Raw genomic sequence first — 18,131 nt, forward strand, 5'->3', positions numbered from 1 at the left:
TATAGGTAAGAACAGGCCACGTAATGCGTGGCCTTTTGCTATGCATCTATACAACGACCCACTAAGCCTCTTTTCGGCGGCGTACCAGCAGCCAGTGGCTTAGCAAGGCGAGTAGCCCCATCAGCCCGATCGTCAAGGCCATGGTGCGCGAGCTGCCGTCGTGGAATTGCCCGACTAATCCACCTACCACAGCGGCAATTGTCATTTGCAGAAAACCAAACAAGGAAGATGCCGCGCCTGCACATTGAGGGTTGGGCGCCAGTGCACCGGCCATTGTTTGTGGCATCAAAATGCCCACCCCCAGCATAAACACTATATGGGGGCCCACCACCGCCCAGGGGTGATGGACGCCAACGGCAGCCAAGCCCGCCATGACGAGGCCCCCAGTTGCGCAGATTACGGTGCCCAGGGTAATGAGGCGATCACGACCCAAGCGGTGGCTATATCGGCCGCTGACCAGCGTTCCGACGAAGAAGCCCGCGACAATCAGCGTGAACAGCACGCCATAAAGGGTAGGGGCGACGCCCATGTACTCGATGAGCACAAAAGATGAGCCAGAAAGGTACGCGAATAACCCGGAGAACGCGGCAGCATTCACCAAGGTGTAGCCAATAAAGGCACGCTGAGTCAGTAGTAAGCGAAAGTTAGCCAGTACGGATTTCGGGTGGATCGATTGCCGCCGCTCCTTCGCCAACGGCTCGGGCAGCATAAGTATCAGCACCGCCAGCATCACTGCCGCGTAGAGCGCCAGCACCACGAACACCGATTCCCAGCCAAAAAACAGCAGTAACCCCGCGCCTACCACAGGGGCCAGAGCAGGGGCGAGCGCCATGGTACTTGCCATATAGGCGAGGATACGTCCGGCCTCGATGGGGCCATGAATATCACGTACCGCTGCCCGTGCTAATACCGGTCCAGCAGCACCGCCGAAGGCCTGCAAAAAGCGGCCTGCCAGTAACCACTCGACGCTAGGCGCCCAGGCACACAGTAGGCTCGCAGCGAGAAACAGCGATAACCCTGCGATCATCACCGGGCGGCGGCCAAAGCGATCAGAGATTGGCCCGCACAATAGTTGGGCCAGAGCGAATCCAGCCATATAGAGGCTAAGGGTCAGCTGTATTCGGTCTGGGCCAGTATTCAGCGCTTCTGCCATGGCGGGCATGGCTGGCAAGTACATATCCGTCGCCAGCGGGCCGAGCGCAGTCACTGCAGCCAGGGCCACGACGGTGGCGGTAGAGGGCAGCTTTAGCACCCCTTAACTCCTTATGGTTGGACGTGATGCCCCTTCGGACACGAGGCGGGCGCCTTCCCGAATGGAAAGACGCCCGCTTATGTTAGCCTGCTTAGTATAGCTTGACTTAGCTGGCGTCAGGCTGCACCTCTGGTGCTGCCTTTTCGAAGGCTGGCAGTGAACGACAATTGGCAGCGATACGCTGAATCGTCGGATAGGCTGACAAATCACACTCGAAACGTTCCGCGTTGTACACCTGGGGAATCAGGCATATATCCGCAAGCGTAGGGGTGTCGCCATGGCAAAAATCTCCACTGCTGGGGGCATTGGAGAGCGTTGCTTCCAGGGCGGTGAAACCTTCGGCAATCCAGTGGTGGTACCAGGCTAGCTTAGCCGCTTCATCCGCTCCCATTTCTCTCACTAGATACTTGAGTATCCTCAGGTTGTTGAGTGGGTGAATCTCGCAGGCCACCGACTGAGCGAGCGCACGAACCCGCGCCCGCTCTAACGCGTTAACCGGCAGCAGGGCGGGCTCTGGGTGTACCTCATCGAGATACTCACAGATCGCCAGTGACTGGTTAACCACCGAGCGATCGTCCAACACCAGGCTAGGCACCAGCCCCTGAGGGTTACGCGCCAGATGTTCTCCACCTCGTTGCTCGCCTTTCACCAGATTGACCGGGATCTGGTCGTAATCCAGTCCCTTAAGGTTTAAGGCAATACGCACCCGGTAAGCAGCCGACGAGCGAAAATAGCCGTAAAGCGTCGTCATGTTGCCTTCCTTTATTTGGGCTGGTACTGCACTACTTGCTGATCGATCGTACCAAATATGTTGTTGCCATCGCGGTCAAACATCTCGATACGAACCCGGTCGCCAAAGCGCATAAAGGGAGTTTTTACCTGACCGTACAGTATCTGCTCCACCATACGCACTTCGGCCAAACAGCTATAGCCTACGCCGCCGTCAGCTACTGGCTTTCCAGGGCCGCCATTGGGGTCTGGGTTGGAAACAGTGCCTGAGCCAATGACGGCACCTGCGCCGAGATAACGGGTCTTCGCCGCATGGGCCACCAGCTGTGGGAAGTTAAAAATCATATCTGGCCCGGCTTCTGGCTCGCCAAACTTCTCGCCATTCAAGTGCACCGTAAGCGGCAGGTGCACCTTACCGTCCTGCCAGGCATCGCCCAGCTCATCGGGGGTCACCGCAATGGGCGAGAACGAAGAGGCGGGCTTGGCTTGGAAAAAGCCGAAGCCCTTTGCGAGCTCGCCGGGAATCAGACCACGCAGACTCACGTCGTTGACCAGCATCACAAGCTTAATGTGCTTAATAGCTTCCTCGGGGGATACTGCCATCGGCACGTCACCCGTAATGACCGCGATTTCACCTTCAAAGTCGATGCCATGCTCTTCGCTCACCGCCTCGATATCGTCGGTGGGTGCCAAGAAGCAGTCGCTACCGCCCTGATACATGAGCGGGTCTGTCCAGAAGGTTTCAGGCATCTCGGCATTGCGCGCCTGGCGTACCAGCTGTACATGGTTCAGATAGGCGGAGCCGTCAGCCCACTGATAGGCACGCGGTAAAGGGGAGTGCAGCGCACTCTGATCAAGCTTAAACGCGTTTTCAGCACCACCTTTATTAAGCTGAGCATAGCGCTCTTCAAGCTGAGGGCTAACCGCTTCCCAGTTCTCGAGGGCAGCCTGAAGTGTGGGAGCAATATCAACGGCGCTCACAGCGCGGGAGAGGTCACGCGAGACGATGATGAGTTCTCCGTCGCGGCCCTTCTTAAGTGTTGCCAGTTTCATAGTGATTCAATCCTTGTCGTCAGGGTGGTATAGGGTTCAGGGCTGGCTTGGGTTGAAGTGGGAGCGCAGCGTCGACCAAACATCCACATAATCACGTTGACGGAAGTCAGCATTCAGTGCCGCAGGGGTCGGGTGAAAGAAGTAGCGGCTTTCAAACATGAAGGCCAGTGTATCGCCTATGAAGTGGGGCTTAAGCTCCGCGTTGGAGGCCTTTTCAAAGGTCTCAGCATCGGGGCCGTGGGGCGACATTGAGTTATGTAGACTGGCGCCACCAGGGGTGAAACCTTCCGCTTTTGCATCGTACTCGCCATGAATAAGCCCCATAAACTCGCTCATTAGATTGCGATGGAACCAGGGTGGCCTAAAGGTATTCTCGGCAACCATCCAGCGTGGCGGAAAAATCACAAAATCAATATTAGCCATTCCCAGTGTATCGGAGGGTGATGTCAATACGGTGAAGATTGACGGATCCGGATGGTCGAAGCTCACCGTATTGATGGTGTTAAAGTTGGCGAGATTATATTTATAAGGCGCGCAGTTGCCGTGCCACGCCACCACATCTAACGGTGAGTGGTCGAGTTTGCTCTCCCAGAAACGACCAGAGAACTTAGCCACTAGGCGGTAGTCGCCCTCCAGGTCTTCATAGGCCGCCACAGGGCTTTGGAAGTCACGCGGGTTTGCTAGGCCGTTAGCCCCGATAGGGCCGAGGCCGGGCAGCTCTAAAGGACTACCGTAGTTCTCGCAAATATACCCCCGTGCAGCCTCAACACCCTGAGCTTTACGCACTTGGAATTTCACACCGCGAGGAATGACGGCAATTTCACCGTTATCGATCTCAATGTCACCAAATTCGGTACGTAGACGAATGGCCCCCATTTGCGGAACGAAAAGCAGTTCTCCATCGGCGTTGTAAAAAAACCGCTCGGTCATGTCCTTATTAAAGGTGTAGACATGCACGCCCACGCCCGCTTGAGTACCCGCATCGCCGTTCACCGCAATGGTAAACAAGCCATCGATAAAATCAGTCGACTCATTAGGTAATGAAACGGGATCCCAGCGCATCTGGTTAGGATCCGCCGCTGGCTTGTCTAACGGGGCCGTGTGTACGTTGTTATTTTCTAGTGGCTGGTAAGCGCTCTGAACGACAGAAGGGCGAATGCGGTAAAGCCAACTGCGAAAGTTTTGATGACGTGGCGCTGTGAATGCGGAACCGGTTAGTTGTTCAGCGTACAAGCCATAAGCACAGCGTTGAGGTGAGTTTTGCCCAATCGGCAGTGCACCCGGCAGCGCTTCGGTTGAAAAGTGATTATGAAATCCATTTTGATATTTCAATTGTTCATTCATTGTTAAGACCTGCTTTATTGGAACGTTATTTTGATAAAGCTATATTTTGATAAAACTGTATGTTGATAAACCAAGGGGCGCGGCTATTGATCGCCATCACCAACCGCATGGGAAATCGCTTCTTCAAGCACGGTTTGATCGCCGATGTGATTAGCAAGTAAGAGAATCAGGCGTGCATTGATGCGCTCGCTCTCTGTTTCGCTGCGGTCGCGATGTAGCGCCGTGAGCGCAGCGTAAAAGGCGTCTGGATCAGTGAAGTTCGAATTCAGCTCAAGCCTTGGCATGGCAGCTTTCCTGGAAGGTAGTGTCAGCGGCACCCGCAAGATAAACGCCCAGCGCGCGGTCTAATGCGTCTTCAACCCTGCGGGCCATGATGGCGTGCCAGCGGGCAGCAACGTGTTGATCAGGGCGAATAAGGTACCCGCCACCTGCTTTCAGGCCATATCGTTGTGTCACTAGCCCCTCGGAATCGTCTACGATGGTTGTGCGCGGTAGAGCGCTAAGCTCATCCGTTGCTGGGCCAACGACCACCAGGCTTAAATCAGTGCGACGGCCTAACAGCTCTTTCAACGGCGCGGCAAGCGTGTCGGTGTGTCCATCCTCAAAGCGGCCGTCGAGTAACAACACAAAGCCATCGCCAAATTGATTGAGTAGCCAGGCGTTCTCTTCTCTCAATCGAATGGGAGCGTCCTTGGCCGGGCTGCCGGGGCGCAGTTCTCTCGGGCCACCATTAACATCGGGTGTATTGAGCGGTGAGGTGTCATAGCGGCAGGGCATGGAAAGGCGACCGCTGTTGACCAGGCTACGTGCGAAGGCATGTTTCTCAGCCAGCTCCAGCGTCACATCTCGGAACACTTGGCTGATATGGCTCTTCGGGGTAATAAAATCAGTGGCGCGGGTCGAGTTAAGGATGTTCTCTGCCGCGCCATGCTGGCGCTCAGTGTTGTAGGTGGACAAAAGCGTTTTTGGCGCCTGCTGTTTGAGAACGCGGGCTAGTTTCCACACTAAATTATCCACACCCTGTAGGGCACCATTGGCGCCCCTGGCGCCAAAGGGGGATACCTGATGAGCCGCGTCACCTATGAATATCACGCTATGGTGAATGAAATTATCCATCTTACGGCAGCGGAAGGTGTAGACACTGGCCCACTCAAGCTCGAACTCCACGTCTTGGCCAAGCATTGCCTGAACTCGTGGGCGAATGTTCTCTTCTTTCTTTTCTTCTTCCGGGTCAGCATCACATCCTAATTGAAAGTCGATACGCCACACATTGTCCGGTTCTTTGTGCAGCAGGACTGACTGATTGGGATGAAAGGGCGGGTCAAACCAAAACCAGCGTTCTGTAGGGAAGTCGGCCTTCATCACCACATCAGCAATCAGGAATCTGTCCTGAAATACTTGGCCTTTGCACTCAAGGCCCAGTATGTCTCGGATTCGGCTGTTAGCTCCATCCGAGACGAGGAGGTAGTCACAAGTCAGCTGGTAATCACCGTCTTGGGTAGAGACCTTGATGGCGGAGCACTCAGGCTGAGCATCGACATCAATGACCTTATGTTTCCAACGAAGGTCAATTTGCTCTGGAAAGTCGTGAGTGCGGTTGACCAGAAACTCTTCAAAGTAATACTGCTGTAAGTTAATAAAGGCGGACATACGGTGGCCGTCTTCTGGCAGCAGGTTGAAGTCATAGACCTCGCGATCCTGGAAGAAGACGCGACCGTGCTGCCAGGTGACGCCTTTTGCAAGCATCGGCTCGACGCAACCCAGGCGGTCTACAATTTCCAGCGAACGTTTAGCAAAACACAGGGCCCGCGACCCCACGCTAACGGTGTTGTTATCGTCCAGAAGAATCGAATTAACGCCTTGGTGAGCCAAGTCGATGGCGGCGGCGAGGCCGCTAGGTCCCGCTCCGACAATCACTACCGGATAGTGGCGAACTTCTTGAATATCGAGTTCAGGCGGGCGCCGATAAGGATAGACAGGATTTTTATAGGTTGTTGGCATCTATTTGCTCCCGTTCAGCGTCGGGTGCGTGACACCCGACTGCTGGGCATGATCAGTGGGTGTCACTGGTGGCACTTACTGATTTTCGACGGCGTCCTGTAGCGAGTGCCACATAGCGGTATCGCGTTCTGCCGTCCAGATGCGGGGATCCGGGTACTCGCCGCCTGCTTCGTCGTAGCAGCGAGTGATATCGAAAGGCACACAGTGATCGAAGATGACCCAGTGACCATACTTCAGCTTAAGTACCGCGTAGGTCTCGGCGTAACACTCGGAGAGAGACTTGCCCGCCGCCTTGCCCGCTTTAACACTTCCATACATATCATTTAGGAAGTCGCGAGTGCCCTGAATGGCTTCCTGGCACTGTTCGGCAGTTTGCAGTGCATCACCGCGGCCGGGCACCAGCTTTTGGGGCTGCATGGATTGCAGGCGATCAAGCGTGGCAGGCCAGTCCTCGTGGTAAGCGTCACCGGTGTAAGGGGTGGCGCCATACTCAACGAGGTCACCGGAGAACATTACTTTTTCCTGAGGTAACCAAACGATGGTATCGCCCTTGGTATGTCCGCGGCCTAGGTGAATGATTTGTACCTCACGCTCACCCATGTAAACCGTCAGCTTTTCTTGAAAAACTATGTTTGGCCAGGTTAAGCCAGGCACAGAATCCACACCCTTGAACAGGCGAGGGAAACGACCGACTTCTGACTCATAGTCTTGCTGACCACGCTCGTTGATCAGGTCATAGGTGTTCTGGCTAGCGTAGATATTCTCTGCATCGTATGCGGATGCTCCGAGAACACGCACGGCATGGTAATGGGTCATTACCACATGCTTAATCGGTAGGTCAGTCACTTCGCGGATACGGCGGATGACATCCTGAGCCATGACGGGCGTTGCCTGGGTGTCGATAACCATCACGCTGTCATCGCCAATCACGATGCCCGTATTGGGGTCACCTTCAGCAGTGTAAGCATAGAGCCCTTCTGCCAGCTTGGTGAAGCTGATCTTCTTCTCTTCGGTATCGGCATGGGACGCGAATTTCTTGCTCATGATATCTCCGGTGCTATCAGGGTGATTCAGGTATTCATTGAATTGTTGTGTGCTTGAAGGATAGTTTCTAATGAAACTAAATGTCCAATGTTTCATGGACGAATCACTCTGTCTTTTGCATCGTATTGACGATAATTCTTAATAAATCAGGTGATTATTGCAAATTAATACTTAAGTATAATAAATAAAATTGTTAAATTAGTTGCAAGGGAGAGTATCTGTCGGCACTGTTCCACCTTATGATAGGTGCATTGCTGGAGCCTACATTCCCAGCTATCGTGCGGATTTTGGTCATCACCACTTCTGATAAACGGTGGCTTTAGGAGAAACAAAATGACGATGGATAAAGCAGACGGCGATGTGTCACTGGAATCTTCAGCCAGGGTAGAGCTGGATCTCAACCAATTTTTACCCTATCAGCTTAACCGTTTAGCTGACCGAATCAGCCAGGCGTTAGAGAAGCTTTATGCCGAGTCTTATGAACTCAATATTGCCCAGTGGCGTGTGCTTGCCTGGCTTAGCCACTGTGATGATTTAACCGCTAAGAAGGTCTGCGCTTACACCAATATGGATAAGGCTCGCGTGTCTCGCGCTATTCAGTCACTGGAAGACCGTGGACTGATAAGCCGCACGCCCTCACAGCAGGATCAGCGACTACATGACTTGCAACTGACGGACGCCGGACAAGCGCTACTCAATAAGTTAGTGCCCGAAGCCCAGGCGTGGGAGGCCGGCCTGGTGTCGACCCTGAGCGTTGGTGAATATCGTGATCTGCTTAATACAATGCGCAAGCTTGAACGGCAACTGGAGAGAATTGGCTAGAGGCTTGATGCTGGGAAGTCGAGCCCAGGTGACAAATCGCATTTTTGCCGGTGGTGTGTCGTTAGTGTATTGATAGATAAGATTTGTGTAACAAAAGAATGGGCGAAAAATAGCCCCATATAGCCATTGATAGTCACTCGAAGAAACAATGCTTTTGGTGTAAGTGGTTGTAGTTTAAGTTAATAATGTAAATTAATACTTAAGTATTAGAATCTATTAGTTGATGGATCGTTGCATGATCCACGTATCTAAAGGCATTGTGATAAATAACGTGATTCGTATAATTTCTATATTTTAATAATAAAGTATCACGTTAGGCGCAATGAGTGATTAACTAGCAATCTCACCCACCGCACGCATGGCTTATCAACATCATTCAACAAAAACGATGAGCGCTTTACCCAGTTCGTGACGACCAGAGGAAAGAGAAGTGAATAAAACAACAAACCTGATGATCGGCGCTATTGCCGCCGCAACGCTGAGCACCTCCGCCTTTGCACAAACGACAATCACCGTGAGTACCTGGGCTGGTCCCAATCACGGCATCAACACCATGGTATGGCCAACGTGGAAAGCGTGGATTGAAGAAGCCACTGACGGGCGCGTGACCGTTGACGTTGTGCACGACCTCGGACCTCCCGCCTCCCAGATGGAGATGGTCGCCGACGGCATTGCTGATGCTACTTGGGTATTCCATGGCTATAACGCAGGGCGTTTTCTGGCCACTCAGTTACCCGAATTTCCTACCTTTGAAGACTTCTCCTCGGAGAACGCCTCTGCTGCTTATTGGCATACGCATCAGGAGCATTTAGCCCAAGCTGATGAGCATCGCGGCGTTGATGTGGTGGCTGCGGGAGTACATGGCCCGGGTTGGATCTTTAGTCGTGAGCAGTACCAAACTCTTGCTGATTTAGAGAACGAGCGCATTCGCGTCGGCGGCGGGGTCATGGGAGATCTCTCTAATGCCCTTAATCTGACCGGCGTGGCTTTGCCGCCAACCGGGGTCTATGAAGCTGGCTCTCAGGGCGTTATTGATGGCGCTATGCTGGTGCCGGAAGGCCTTAGAAGCTTTCGGGTAGCCGAGGTATTTCCCTATACCTTGACGGTGGATGGGGGCTTTTATCGAGGCAGCTTCACCATTGTAGTGAATCCGAGTATCTGGGATGAGATGTCTGCAGAAGATCGTGCCGCTGTGGAAGACGTCTCGGGTGAGCGGTTATCGCGACTGTTTGGCTACATGATGGATGTATCCGATGAGCGGGGCGTCGAGTTCGCCGAAGAGCAGGGCCATACCTTTACAGCCCTCGGCGACGAAGATCTTGAGACGCTGCGCGGTATCAGTAGTGATCTGGTTGACACCTGGTCCGAGAACGTAAGTGAACGGGGTGTCGATGCGCAGGCGGCGCTCGATTACTTCCACCAACAGCTTGAAGAAGCTGCTACACAAGAGAGCGTGGCATCCTTAGTGCCACAATCATAATTACCCTTCGCCAAGTGGAGGGCGACTATGCAGATCCTGACGTCTCGCTGGTCAAATGTCGGTAGGGTCATGCAGCTGGCGCTGGAGGGGGTGGCGGGTGCCACCCTCTTTGCCTTGATGCTGCTGACGACTGCTGATGTAGTAGGCCGTTATTTCTTTAATTTACCTATCCTTGGAACCGTCGAGTTGACCCAGCAGATGCTGGCCGCTGTGGTGTTCTTGTCACTGCCAGTAGCATGCTGGCGTGAAGAGCACGTTAGCGTGGATCTCTTGGATGCCATATTCCCTGTGCGCTGGATATGGCTGCGCCAGATGATCGTCAACTTAATTATCGCCGTGGCTTTATGGGTGATCGCTACACGGGTTTGGGCACTGGGCGTGCGTGCTTTCGAGTGGGGCGATGTCACTGAGTTTCTACGCATTCCCGATGGTTACCTTATTTACCTGATTGCCATCATGCTGTTTCTTTCCGCTCTACTCACCCTCGGTCGAGCGGTGAGTTACCTCCTAGAAGGCGTGGGTGTGATTAAGTGCGGTGGCCCAGTCAGCCAGGGAGATAAGCATGATTGAAGCACTTTATGGGTTTGCAGCGCTGTTGATATTGGTATTCCTGCGCATGCCTCTGGCTTTTGCCATGGGGATCGTGGGTTTTGTGGGCTTCTACTACCTGACCGGTAACTGGAACGCGGCTGAAGCCATGGCGTCGCGCCGGGTAGTCGACACCGCTAGGGACTACGGTCTATCGGTGATACCACTGTTTATCTTGATGGGTAACTTGGTGTCCCATGCTGGGCTCTCTGATGCGCTATTCCGGGCCTCCAATGGTTTTCTTGGACACCGTAAGGGCGGTCAGGCGATGGCCACCATCGTGGCTTGTGGTGGTTTTAGTGCTATTTGTGGGTCGAGTCTTGCGACCTGCGCCACTATGGGGCGTGTTGCCATGCCCCAGATGCGCAAGTACGGCTACAAGGACTCGCTGGCGGCAGCCTCCATTGCAGCGGGCGGAACCCTTGGGATACTGATTCCTCCCAGCGTGATGCTGGTGATCTACGGCATCATTACTGAGACCAGTATCCGTGAACTGTTTGCAGCGGGCTTTATTCCCGGCATATTGGGCATTGTGATGTATCTCGGCGCGGTTAAGTGGGTTCTGTGGCGTGATCCCAGCGCTGGGCCAGCGGCCGAAAAAGTACCCTGGAACGAGCGCCTTGCGGCCCTAAAAAATGTGGGGAGTACCCTGGCGCTGTTCGTATTGGTTATCGGCGGCATCTATTTGGGTATATTCACCCCAACGGAAGCGGCGGGTATTGGCGCAATGGGTGCCTTTGTGATTGCGCTGCTCAAGCGTGCTTTGACGCCGACTATACTCATGAATGTCCTGATGGACACTGTGCGAACAACAGCGATGCTGTTTGCGGTGGTGTTGACGGCGCTAATCTTTGCTAATTTCATTAACCGCGCGGGGCTTCCCAATGACCTCCTGGCGTTGGTCACCGGGCTGAACGTGGCCCCCTTCGTGGTAATTCTCGTTATCTTGGCCATTTACGTACTGTTAGGCTGTGTATTCGAAAGCATGTCGATGATGCTGCTGACCGTGCCAGTCTTCTTCCCGGTCGTGGCGGGGCTTGGCTATGATTTGGTGTGGTTCGGTATTCTGGTGGTTATCGTCATTGAGATCAGTTTGATAACGCCTCCTGTCGGTATGAACGTGTTCGTACTGCGTGCCGTATTACCGGACGTATCGACAGGCACTATCTTCCGCGGCGTCACCCCTTTCTGGGTCGCCGGTACCATACGCGCACTACTGGTGCTTATATTCCCAGCGATCGTGCTTTTCCTGCCGCAGTTACTGTATTAAAACTACACTATTAATACGGTTCTATTAACGTCCTTGCTAAACAAACGGATGACAGGGTTAAGTGCCCTGTCATCCGTTTTTTTGTATTACATTTTTGTCTGGTTGTATCGGCTGGGACGTTACTGCCGCTTCGCGACCAGCGTTAAAATGTCGTAGCTGGCGACCAGTTCATCATGTTGATTGGTCACCGCTACGTCCCACATCACCACCCCTTGTGGGTGCCCATCGGGAGAAGTTCGGCCCTGATCAATCTTGCGCTTGCAGGTTAGGCGGGCGCGGATAGTGTCGCCGACCAACACAGGTGTAATAAAGCGCAGTGTATCCAGGCCGTAGTTAGCCAGTACGGGGCCTTCGCCTGGGTAAACGAATAGACCCGCAGCGGCAGACAGCACAAAGTAGCCGTGGGCAATGCGCTGGCCGAACTGGGTCTCTTTGGCGGCAATGTCGTCGAAGTGCATATAGAAGTGGTCGCCGGAAAGGCAGCCAAAATTGACGATGTCGGCTTCAGTGACGGTGCGGCGGTGGGTTAACAGTGACTCCCCAACCTGCAGGTCGTCGAAATGGCGGCGGAACGGGTGGACGTCAGTCTCGATCACCTTGGCGCCACGCACATATTCCTTTGTGACTGCCGCGAGCATGCTCGGAGAGCCCTGGATGGCGGTGCGCTGTAGATAGTGGTGAACCGCACGAATGCCGCCGAGTTCCTCGCCACCGCCTGCGCGGCCGGGCCCGCCATGCTTGAGCATCGGTAGCGGAGAGCCGTGGCCAGTGGATTCCTTTGACGCCTGAGCATCCAGAATCTGCAGGCGGCCGTGCTGGGCGGCCAGAATGGGGATCATTTCAGCCGCAATGGCAGGGTCTTTCGTGGTCAGCGTGGTCACTAAGCTGCCCTTGCCCTTGGCGGCGATGGTCAGGGCTTCGTCGATGCTGCTGTAGGGCATTAGCGTTGCGACGGGGCCAAAGGCTTCAATGTCGTGAGCGCCGCCGTCGTTCAACGGGTTACGATTGATCAGCAAGTGGGGAGTAATGAAGGCGCCGTTTTCAACACCCTGGCCGACAGGCTTAAAGCTGCCGTCTCTGCCGAAGACGCACTCACTGGTCTCTAGCAGTTGTTCAATTGCGTGGTTAACGTCTCTCAATTGGTCACGGGAAGAGAGCGCGCCCATGCGTACGCCTTCTTCATGAGGATCACCGACCACAATGTTGGCAAGCCGCGACTTAAGTGTGTTCGCCAATGCATCCAGATGCTCGGCAGGCACTAAAATTCGGCGGATCGCGGTACATTTCTGACCTGCCTTGGCGGTCATCTCCTTGACCACTTCTTTGGCAAAGATTTCGAACTCTTCGTCTTCCGGGCTAACATCCGGGGCCATGATGGCGCTGTTGAGCGAGTCCGCCTCGGCGTTGAACGGGATGCTCTTCGCCATGATGTTAGGGTGGCTTTTCAGCTTCAGGGCGGTGCTTGCCGAGCCGGTGAAGGTGACAAAGTCCTGCTCTTCCAGATGATCCAGTAAGTCACCGGCTCCGCCGATAACCAGTTGCAGCGCTCCTTCCGGCAGCAGGCCTGAGTCGTTGATGACGCGCACGGCTGCTTCGGTCAAGTAGCTAGTGGCGGTTGCCGGTTTGAAGATACACGGCATGCCTGCCAAAAAGGCGGGTGCGAACTTCTCCAGCATGCCCCATATGGGAAAGTTAAACGCATTGATATGCACAGAGACGCCGCGGCGGGGCACCAGAATATGGGTGCCATTGAAGTGGTTATCCTTACCTAATTGGGTCACCGGGCCTTCATGGGCCACATTGCCGGAGGGTAGTTCCTTGCGGCCCGTGGAGGCGTAGGTAAATAGGGTGCCGAAACCGCCGTCGATGTCGATCCAGGAATCGGCCTTAGTGCAGCCAGTGTGGTGAGAGATGGCATAGAGCTCACGCTTACGCTCTTGGATATAGGCGGCCAGGGCTTTAAGAATGGCGGCCCGCTGCTGGAAATCCAGTGCCAGCATATTTTTCACACCGGTGTTGCGGGCATACGCCACCGCTTCACGAAAGTTGATCTCTTCTTGGTGGGTATGCGCAACGGTTGTGCCGTTAATGGCGCTAATCAGTGCTTTGGACTCGGTCTTTCCGAACCACTGGCCTGCGATGAAACTCTGTAAAACTGGCATTGAGCGTTCTCCTGCAAAACATGGACTATGCCGACGCGGTCGCCGGCTTGGAAGTGGGTGGGTTAGGGTTTATACCTCGTCATAGTCAAGTACCACCCTGTCGCTGATCGGATAGCACTGGCAGGACAGCACGTAGCCGGCATCGATTTCGTAATCTTCCAGGGCGTAATTGGCGTCCATTTCCACCTCGCCTTCGATGACTTTTGACTTGCAGGTGGAGCACACCCCAGCCTTGCATGAGAAAGGTATATCCGCGCCGTGCTCGTTACCTGCGTCCAGAATGCTCTGGGTATTGCGGGGCAGGTCGTACTCAATGGTGCGGCCGTCGATGATCACTTTGATGTGCGAGGTTTCTGCTTTCACCTGGGCCGCTTTCGTCGCCTGCCGGCGCTTGGCGCCTGCCGTCGGTAGCCCAGTGGTGAACAGCTCGAAGTGCACTTTTTCCTTCGGCATTCCATGTTGGCTCAGAACACCACGCACGATCTCGGTCATTTCGTGCGGGCCACAGATAAACGCGGCGTCGAGCTTGGGTACGTCTACCCAACGGTCAAACAGAGCGTTGCATTTGTCGGCGTCGATCCGGCCGTTGTAAAGATCGATCTCCTGTTGTTCGCGGCTGAACACATAAATGATGTTGAGGCGCTCCAGGTAGCGATCCTTGAGATCCTGAAGGCGTTCGCGAAACAGCGTACCCGTGGTGGAACGATTGCCATAGATTACGGTAAAGCGGCTCTTTGGCTCGCTTTCCAGCGTGGTGGAAACAATCGACATAATGGGCGTGACGCCACTGCCAGCGGTTACCGCCAAATAGTGTCCTTCACGGCTGGGGGCGAGCGGCACGAAGAACTTGCCCTGGGGCGGCATCACTTCCAGGCGGTCGCCGGGCTGCAAGTGCTGGTTGGCAAAGGTGGAGAAACTGCCGCCCGGCACCAGCTTGACGGCGACTCTCAGCTCATGTTCGTGGACACCGGTGCAAATCGAGTAGGAGCGACGGACATCCTCGCCTTCAATGTCGCGGCGTAGCGTCAGGTACTGCCCTTGGGTAAAGCGAAAGGCGTCCAGCAGGTCATCGGGAACGTCGAAGGCAATGGAAACGGCATCATGGGTTTCCTTGCGCACATCCTTGACGGTCAGGGCGTGAAATCGGCTCATGGGAAATGGTCTCGTCGTTTTACAGACACTTGAAATAATCGAAAGGCTCCAGGCAATCGCGACAGCGGTAGAGCGCCTTGCAGGCCGTAGAGCCGAATTCGCTGACGCGTTCGGTCGCGTTGCTGCCACATAAAGGGCAGGGCACTACCGGGTCAGACTGGCCCGTCAGGCTACGTTTGCTAGCACTTTCTACCGGTGGCGCGATGCCGTAGGCACGCAGCTTTTCGCGTCCGGCTTCGGTCAACCAATCGGTGGTCCAGGCGGGGGACAGGCGGCGCTGAATTAGCGGGTCTGAGTAGCCAGCGGCCACCAGCGCTTCATGGATATGCTGTTCGATAACTTCTGTGGCCGGGCAGCCGGAGTATGTTGGGGTCACATTGACCACCAGCCGTCCATCAAGCCAAGCGATATCGCGCACAATGCCCAGCTCAACCACACTGACCACAGGCACTTCCGGGTCGGGCACTTCCTGTAGTACAGCCAGCACGGCGTTGACATCGCCTTCGTCACCGGCGGGCGGCAGCCCGCTGCGGTCGCTGCCGATCAAGTCGCTGGAAGGCCAGTCATCGGTAAGCCTGTCATCGCTAGACGCAGACGGATGGTTACCAGACGGTCGCATCGGGATATGCCCTCGGCAGATATTGCATTTCCGCCAACAGAAAGCCCAGGTGCTCGGTGTGATGCCCGACTTTGCCGCCGGTATACATCCAGGCGTCGTAAGAAGGCCGCTCCAGCGTGGCTTCTTCAAGCACCTCTTCCACGGTGGCTTTCCAGTGGGCGGCAATGGTTTCCGGGTCAGGCGCGATGCCGGCCTCTATCATGGCCTGATCAATCTCGTCGACCTGTAATAGCTCACCGGTAAACTGCCAGAGGTTGTTGAGCGCGCGCTGCATACGGGTGTGGCTCTCGTCGGTGCCATCGCCCAGGCGAATCACCCATTCTGAGGAGCGGCGTAGGTGGTACGTTGCTTCCTTAAGCGACTTGGCGGCCACTTCAGCAATGCGTGGGTCGCTGGAGTGAGACAGCCCATCGAGCAGGTGGACGTGCCATGCATCGAACAGGAACTGGCGCCCCATGATGTCGGCGAAGTCACCATTGGGCTGTTCGACGAGCAACAGGTTATGGAAGTCCTGAGCGTCGCGACGAAAGGCCAGATGGTCGGCATCGATCTTGTCAGCCATCCGTTCAGCAGCCATCAGTTCAGAAACATAGCCCAGCCAGTTGCGCGCCTGACCGAAGAGGTCGAGGCCCACGTTCATTAAGGCCAACTCCTCTTCCAGCGCGGGTGCCTTGCCGCACAGTTGTGCGTGGCGCTGGCCGAGTACCAAGGCGTTGTCGCCAAGGCGCAGCAGGTATTCGATCAACGGGGTTTGTGCTTTTTGAGCTATGTTTTTCTGGTTCATGTTTTGCATCACTGCCTCCCCTACATGTGGCCGACTTCTTTCGGCAGTTTGTAGAAGGATGCGTGGCGATAGACCTTGTCGTTAGACGGGTCAAACAGCGGCTCTTTCTCGTCGGGAGAAGAGGCGGTGATTTCGCTGGCCGGAACCACCCAGATGCTCACCCCTTCATTGCGACGGGTGTACAGCTCACGGGCGTTTTCGATTGCCATGCGGCGGTCGGCTGCATGCACACTGCCGACGTGCTTGTGATTAAGGCCGTGCTTGCTGCGTATAAAAACTTCGAAGAGGGGCCAGTCAGCCATGAGAGATGCCTCAGTGGTCATAGGAGTCTCGCGAGACTCCCTATTGTTTTAAAAGTCGGGTTTTAAAAATCAGACGTTGCCAGTTCAGGCTGCTCGGTGTTGACGCTTGGCGGCGTGGGCCACGGCGGCTTCACGTACCCAGGCACCGTTATCGATGGCGTTACGGCGTGCTTCGACACGCTCGCGGTTGCAGGGGCCGTTGCCCTTCACTACGTCGAAAAATTCCTGCCAATCGATTTCACCGAACTCGTAGTGGCCGGTCTCTTGGTTATATTTGAGATCCGGATCAGGGGCGGTGCAGCCCAGCAGCTCTAGCTGCGGTACGGTTTGGTCGAGGAAGCGCTGGCGCAGCTCGTCATTGCTGTGACGTTTGATCTTCCAGGCCATCGACTGAGCACTGTTGGGCGAGTTTTCGTCGGACGGGCCGAACATCATCAGTGCTGGCCACCAGAAGCGGTTAATAGAGTCCTGCACCATGGCTTTCTGATCGTCAGTGCCTTCTTGCATCATGGTCAGCAGAATCTGATAACCCTGGCGCTGATGGAAGCTCTCTTCCTTGCACACGCGAATCATGGCGCGGGCATAGGGGCCGTAGGAGGTGCGTTGAAGCGGCACCTGGTTGACGATGGCTGCGCCGTCGACCAACCAGCCGACGGTACCCATGTCTGCCCAGTTGAGTGTTGGGTAGTTGAAGATACTGGAGTACTTGGCGCGACCGTCGTGGAGCTTGTCGATCTCTTCGTCGCGGTCGGCACCCAGGGTTTCCATGGCGCTATAGAGGTATAAGCCGTGACCCGCCTCATCCTGAATCTTGGCCATGAGCTGCAGCTTGCGCTTGAGGGTCGGCGCACGTGTCAGCCAGTTGCCTTCCGGCAGCATACCGACGATTTCTGAGTGGGCGTGTTGCGAGATCTGACGGATCAGGGTCTTGCGGTAGGCGTCCGGCATCCAGTTCTTGGGTTCTATTTTAATTTCATCATTGATGCGCTCCTGGAACTGGCGTTCCTCAGGGCTCATCTCATCAAGCGTTTTGAGTTTGTTAGAACCGGTTTCAACGAGCTGCGCGTACATAGAGACCTCCGCGGCGTCGGTATATCAGGGAGTGTGGCTTATCTTTTCTAAAGTATAGTGACACGAAATATTTTATCAATAAGTATTTTTGTGTGTCACTTTAAGACTTTGTGATAACAGATGTAGATAGGGCTTAGCCATAAAAGGAAAAAAATAGCTAAAACAAGTGATTCAAAAATGCCTTCAGAGGGAAAAGTTATTTACGCTAATATGCAGAACCTTTTTTGTGGACGCTAGGTGCGGTCTGAACAGTCGGATCGCAAGTAAGGCTCTAACAAGGGACGGCGCCGCCGTTGCTTGTGGCGCCAAATTTCAGTGGAATACTTGCCTGGCTGCTTTGAATTTCCAGCCCTTTAACGTGGGGGACGGCGTAGACTCGTGATCAATTCACGGCGGTGGGAGCCTGGTATCGTCAGGTCTAGAGTGGTTGCCAGGATGTTGCACGCTGTGTCACTTCT

The 18,131-nt window shown here is 54.8% G+C and carries 17 protein-coding genes; 4 read left to right on the forward strand and 13 right to left on the reverse strand.

Features of this window, described 5'->3' with window-relative positions; genetic code table 11:
- Positions 1-61: 61 nt before the first annotated feature.
- The 7 genes from AC4EYZ_RS14210 to AC4EYZ_RS14240 all read right to left on the reverse strand — a co-directional run bounded on the left by AC4EYZ_RS14210 (position 62) and on the right by AC4EYZ_RS14240 (position 7,423).
- Positions 62-1,252, reverse strand: a complete 1,191-nt coding sequence (locus tag AC4EYZ_RS14210; protein ID WP_233974938.1) for a multidrug effflux MFS transporter — start codon at positions 1,250-1,252, stop codon at positions 62-64.
- A 106-nt stretch (positions 1,253-1,358) separates the two neighbouring features.
- Positions 1,359-2,003: a maleylacetoacetate isomerase gene (gene maiA, locus AC4EYZ_RS14215; protein WP_141440467.1), complete on the reverse strand. Its 645-nt coding sequence runs from the start codon at positions 2,001-2,003 to the stop codon at positions 1,359-1,361.
- 11 nt (positions 2,004-2,014) lie between these two features.
- On the reverse strand, positions 2,015-3,034 hold the full coding sequence (locus AC4EYZ_RS14220; protein WP_141440468.1) for a fumarylacetoacetate hydrolase family protein: 1,020 nt from the start codon (positions 3,032-3,034) through the stop codon (positions 2,015-2,017).
- Between the two features lie 36 nt (positions 3,035-3,070).
- Positions 3,071-4,378: a homogentisate 1,2-dioxygenase gene (hmgA, locus tag AC4EYZ_RS14225; protein WP_490203839.1), complete on the reverse strand. Its 1,308-nt coding sequence runs from the start codon at positions 4,376-4,378 to the stop codon at positions 3,071-3,073.
- 83 nt (positions 4,379-4,461) lie between these two features.
- Entirely contained in the window at positions 4,462-4,662 is a 201-nt protein-coding gene (locus tag AC4EYZ_RS14230) for a DUF2783 domain-containing protein (RefSeq protein ID WP_027958349.1), read from the reverse strand.
- Positions 4,649-6,379 carry an FAD-dependent oxidoreductase gene (locus AC4EYZ_RS14235; RefSeq protein WP_009286069.1) on the reverse strand — a complete coding sequence of 577 codons (1,731 nt, stop codon included), beginning with the start codon at positions 6,377-6,379 and terminating at the stop codon, positions 4,649-4,651. The genes AC4EYZ_RS14230 and AC4EYZ_RS14235 overlap by 14 nt, the downstream gene beginning before the upstream one ends.
- Before the next feature lie 75 nt (positions 6,380-6,454).
- Positions 6,455-7,423, reverse strand: coding sequence for an MBL fold metallo-hydrolase (locus AC4EYZ_RS14240; protein WP_027958348.1), 969 nt, complete (start codon positions 7,421-7,423; stop codon positions 6,455-6,457).
- 333 nt (positions 7,424-7,756) lie between these two features.
- On the opposite strand from AC4EYZ_RS14240, the gene AC4EYZ_RS14245 reads away from it, so the two are divergent.
- The 4 genes from AC4EYZ_RS14245 to AC4EYZ_RS14260 all read left to right on the forward strand — a co-directional run bounded on the left by AC4EYZ_RS14245 (position 7,757) and on the right by AC4EYZ_RS14260 (position 11,583).
- The gene (locus AC4EYZ_RS14245) at positions 7,757-8,245 is read left to right on the forward strand and encodes a MarR family winged helix-turn-helix transcriptional regulator (protein ID WP_022521435.1); all 489 of its coding nucleotides are present in this window, start codon (positions 7,757-7,759) and stop codon (positions 8,243-8,245) included.
- 430 nt (positions 8,246-8,675) lie between these two features.
- Positions 8,676-9,725, forward strand: coding sequence for a TRAP transporter substrate-binding protein (locus AC4EYZ_RS14250; RefSeq protein ID WP_009286067.1), 1,050 nt, complete (start codon positions 8,676-8,678; stop codon positions 9,723-9,725).
- A 27-nt stretch (positions 9,726-9,752) separates the two neighbouring features.
- Positions 9,753-10,295, forward strand: a complete 543-nt coding sequence (locus AC4EYZ_RS14255) for a TRAP transporter small permease (RefSeq protein ID WP_022521436.1) — start codon at positions 9,753-9,755, stop codon at positions 10,293-10,295.
- Positions 10,288-11,583, forward strand: a complete 1,296-nt coding sequence (locus AC4EYZ_RS14260; protein WP_022521437.1) for a TRAP transporter large permease — start codon at positions 10,288-10,290, stop codon at positions 11,581-11,583. The genes AC4EYZ_RS14255 and AC4EYZ_RS14260 overlap by 8 nt, the downstream gene beginning before the upstream one ends.
- A 119-nt stretch (positions 11,584-11,702) precedes the next feature.
- Here AC4EYZ_RS14260 and paaZ read toward each other — a convergent pair whose 3' ends face one another.
- The 6 genes from paaZ to paaA all read right to left on the reverse strand — a co-directional run bounded on the left by paaZ (position 11,703) and on the right by paaA (position 17,673).
- On the reverse strand, positions 11,703-13,745 hold the full coding sequence (gene paaZ, locus AC4EYZ_RS14265; RefSeq protein WP_041159069.1) for a phenylacetic acid degradation bifunctional protein PaaZ: 2,043 nt from the start codon (positions 13,743-13,745) through the stop codon (positions 11,703-11,705).
- 69 nt (positions 13,746-13,814) lie between these two features.
- On the reverse strand, positions 13,815-14,897 hold the full coding sequence (gene paaE / locus AC4EYZ_RS14270; RefSeq protein ID WP_041159068.1) for a 1,2-phenylacetyl-CoA epoxidase subunit PaaE: 1,083 nt from the start codon (positions 14,895-14,897) through the stop codon (positions 13,815-13,817).
- A 19-nt stretch (positions 14,898-14,916) separates the two neighbouring features.
- Positions 14,917-15,516 carry a 1,2-phenylacetyl-CoA epoxidase subunit PaaD gene (gene paaD, locus AC4EYZ_RS14275; protein WP_233974948.1) on the reverse strand — a complete coding sequence of 200 codons (600 nt, stop codon included), beginning with the start codon at positions 15,514-15,516 and terminating at the stop codon, positions 14,917-14,919.
- Entirely contained in the window at positions 15,500-16,309 is an 810-nt protein-coding gene (gene paaC, locus AC4EYZ_RS14280) for a 1,2-phenylacetyl-CoA epoxidase subunit PaaC (RefSeq protein ID WP_474192256.1), read from the reverse strand. The genes paaD and paaC overlap by 17 nt, the downstream gene beginning before the upstream one ends.
- 11 nt (positions 16,310-16,320) lie before the next feature.
- The gene (gene paaB, locus AC4EYZ_RS14285; RefSeq protein WP_022521442.1) at positions 16,321-16,602 is read right to left on the reverse strand and encodes a 1,2-phenylacetyl-CoA epoxidase subunit PaaB; all 282 of its coding nucleotides are present in this window, start codon (positions 16,600-16,602) and stop codon (positions 16,321-16,323) included.
- An 84-nt stretch (positions 16,603-16,686) separates the two neighbouring features.
- Positions 16,687-17,673: a 1,2-phenylacetyl-CoA epoxidase subunit PaaA gene (gene paaA / locus AC4EYZ_RS14290; protein ID WP_474192255.1), complete on the reverse strand. Its 987-nt coding sequence runs from the start codon at positions 17,671-17,673 to the stop codon at positions 16,687-16,689.
- Positions 17,674-18,131: the final 458 nt, after the last annotated feature.

This window comes from Vreelandella sp. 162(4c) (assembly GCF_058152265.1).

Bases quoted from the DNA above. Each gene is read 5' to 3' on its own strand.
- AC4EYZ_RS14245 (WP_022521435.1), top strand. From the start codon at position 7,757: ATGACGATGGATAAAGCAGACGGCGATGTGTCACTGGAATCTTCAGCC.
- AC4EYZ_RS14220 (WP_141440468.1), bottom strand. From the start codon at position 3,034: ATGAAACTGGCAACACTTAAGAAGGGCCGCGACGGAGAACTCATCATC.
- AC4EYZ_RS14230 (WP_027958349.1), bottom strand. From the start codon at position 4,662: ATGCCAAGGCTTGAGCTGAATTCGAACTTCACTGATCCAGACGCCTTT.
- AC4EYZ_RS14235 (WP_009286069.1), bottom strand. From the start codon at position 6,379: ATGCCAACAACCTATAAAAATCCTGTCTATCCTTATCGGCGCCCGCCT.
- AC4EYZ_RS14255 (WP_022521436.1), top strand. From the start codon at position 9,753: ATGCAGATCCTGACGTCTCGCTGGTCAAATGTCGGTAGGGTCATGCAG.
- AC4EYZ_RS14240 (WP_027958348.1), bottom strand. From the start codon at position 7,423: ATGAGCAAGAAATTCGCGTCCCATGCCGATACCGAAGAGAAGAAGATC.
- hmgA (WP_490203839.1), bottom strand. From the start codon at position 4,378: ATGAATGAACAATTGAAATATCAAAATGGATTTCATAATCACTTTTCA.
- paaD (WP_233974948.1), bottom strand. From the start codon at position 15,516: ATGCGACCGTCTGGTAACCATCCGTCTGCGTCTAGCGATGACAGGCTT.
- maiA (WP_141440467.1), bottom strand. From the start codon at position 2,003: ATGACGACGCTTTACGGCTATTTTCGCTCGTCGGCTGCTTACCGGGTG.
- paaE (WP_041159068.1), bottom strand. From the start codon at position 14,897: ATGAGCCGATTTCACGCCCTGACCGTCAAGGATGTGCGCAAGGAAACC.
- paaZ (WP_041159069.1), bottom strand. From the start codon at position 13,745: ATGCCAGTTTTACAGAGTTTCATCGCAGGCCAGTGGTTCGGAAAGACC.
- paaB (WP_022521442.1), bottom strand. From the start codon at position 16,602: ATGGCTGACTGGCCCCTCTTCGAAGTTTTTATACGCAGCAAGCACGGC.
- paaC (WP_474192256.1), bottom strand. From the start codon at position 16,309: ATGCAAAACATGAACCAGAAAAACATAGCTCAAAAAGCACAAACCCCG.
- paaA (WP_474192255.1), bottom strand. From the start codon at position 17,673: ATGTACGCGCAGCTCGTTGAAACCGGTTCTAACAAACTCAAAACGCTT.
- AC4EYZ_RS14260 (WP_022521437.1), top strand. From the start codon at position 10,288: ATGATTGAAGCACTTTATGGGTTTGCAGCGCTGTTGATATTGGTATTC.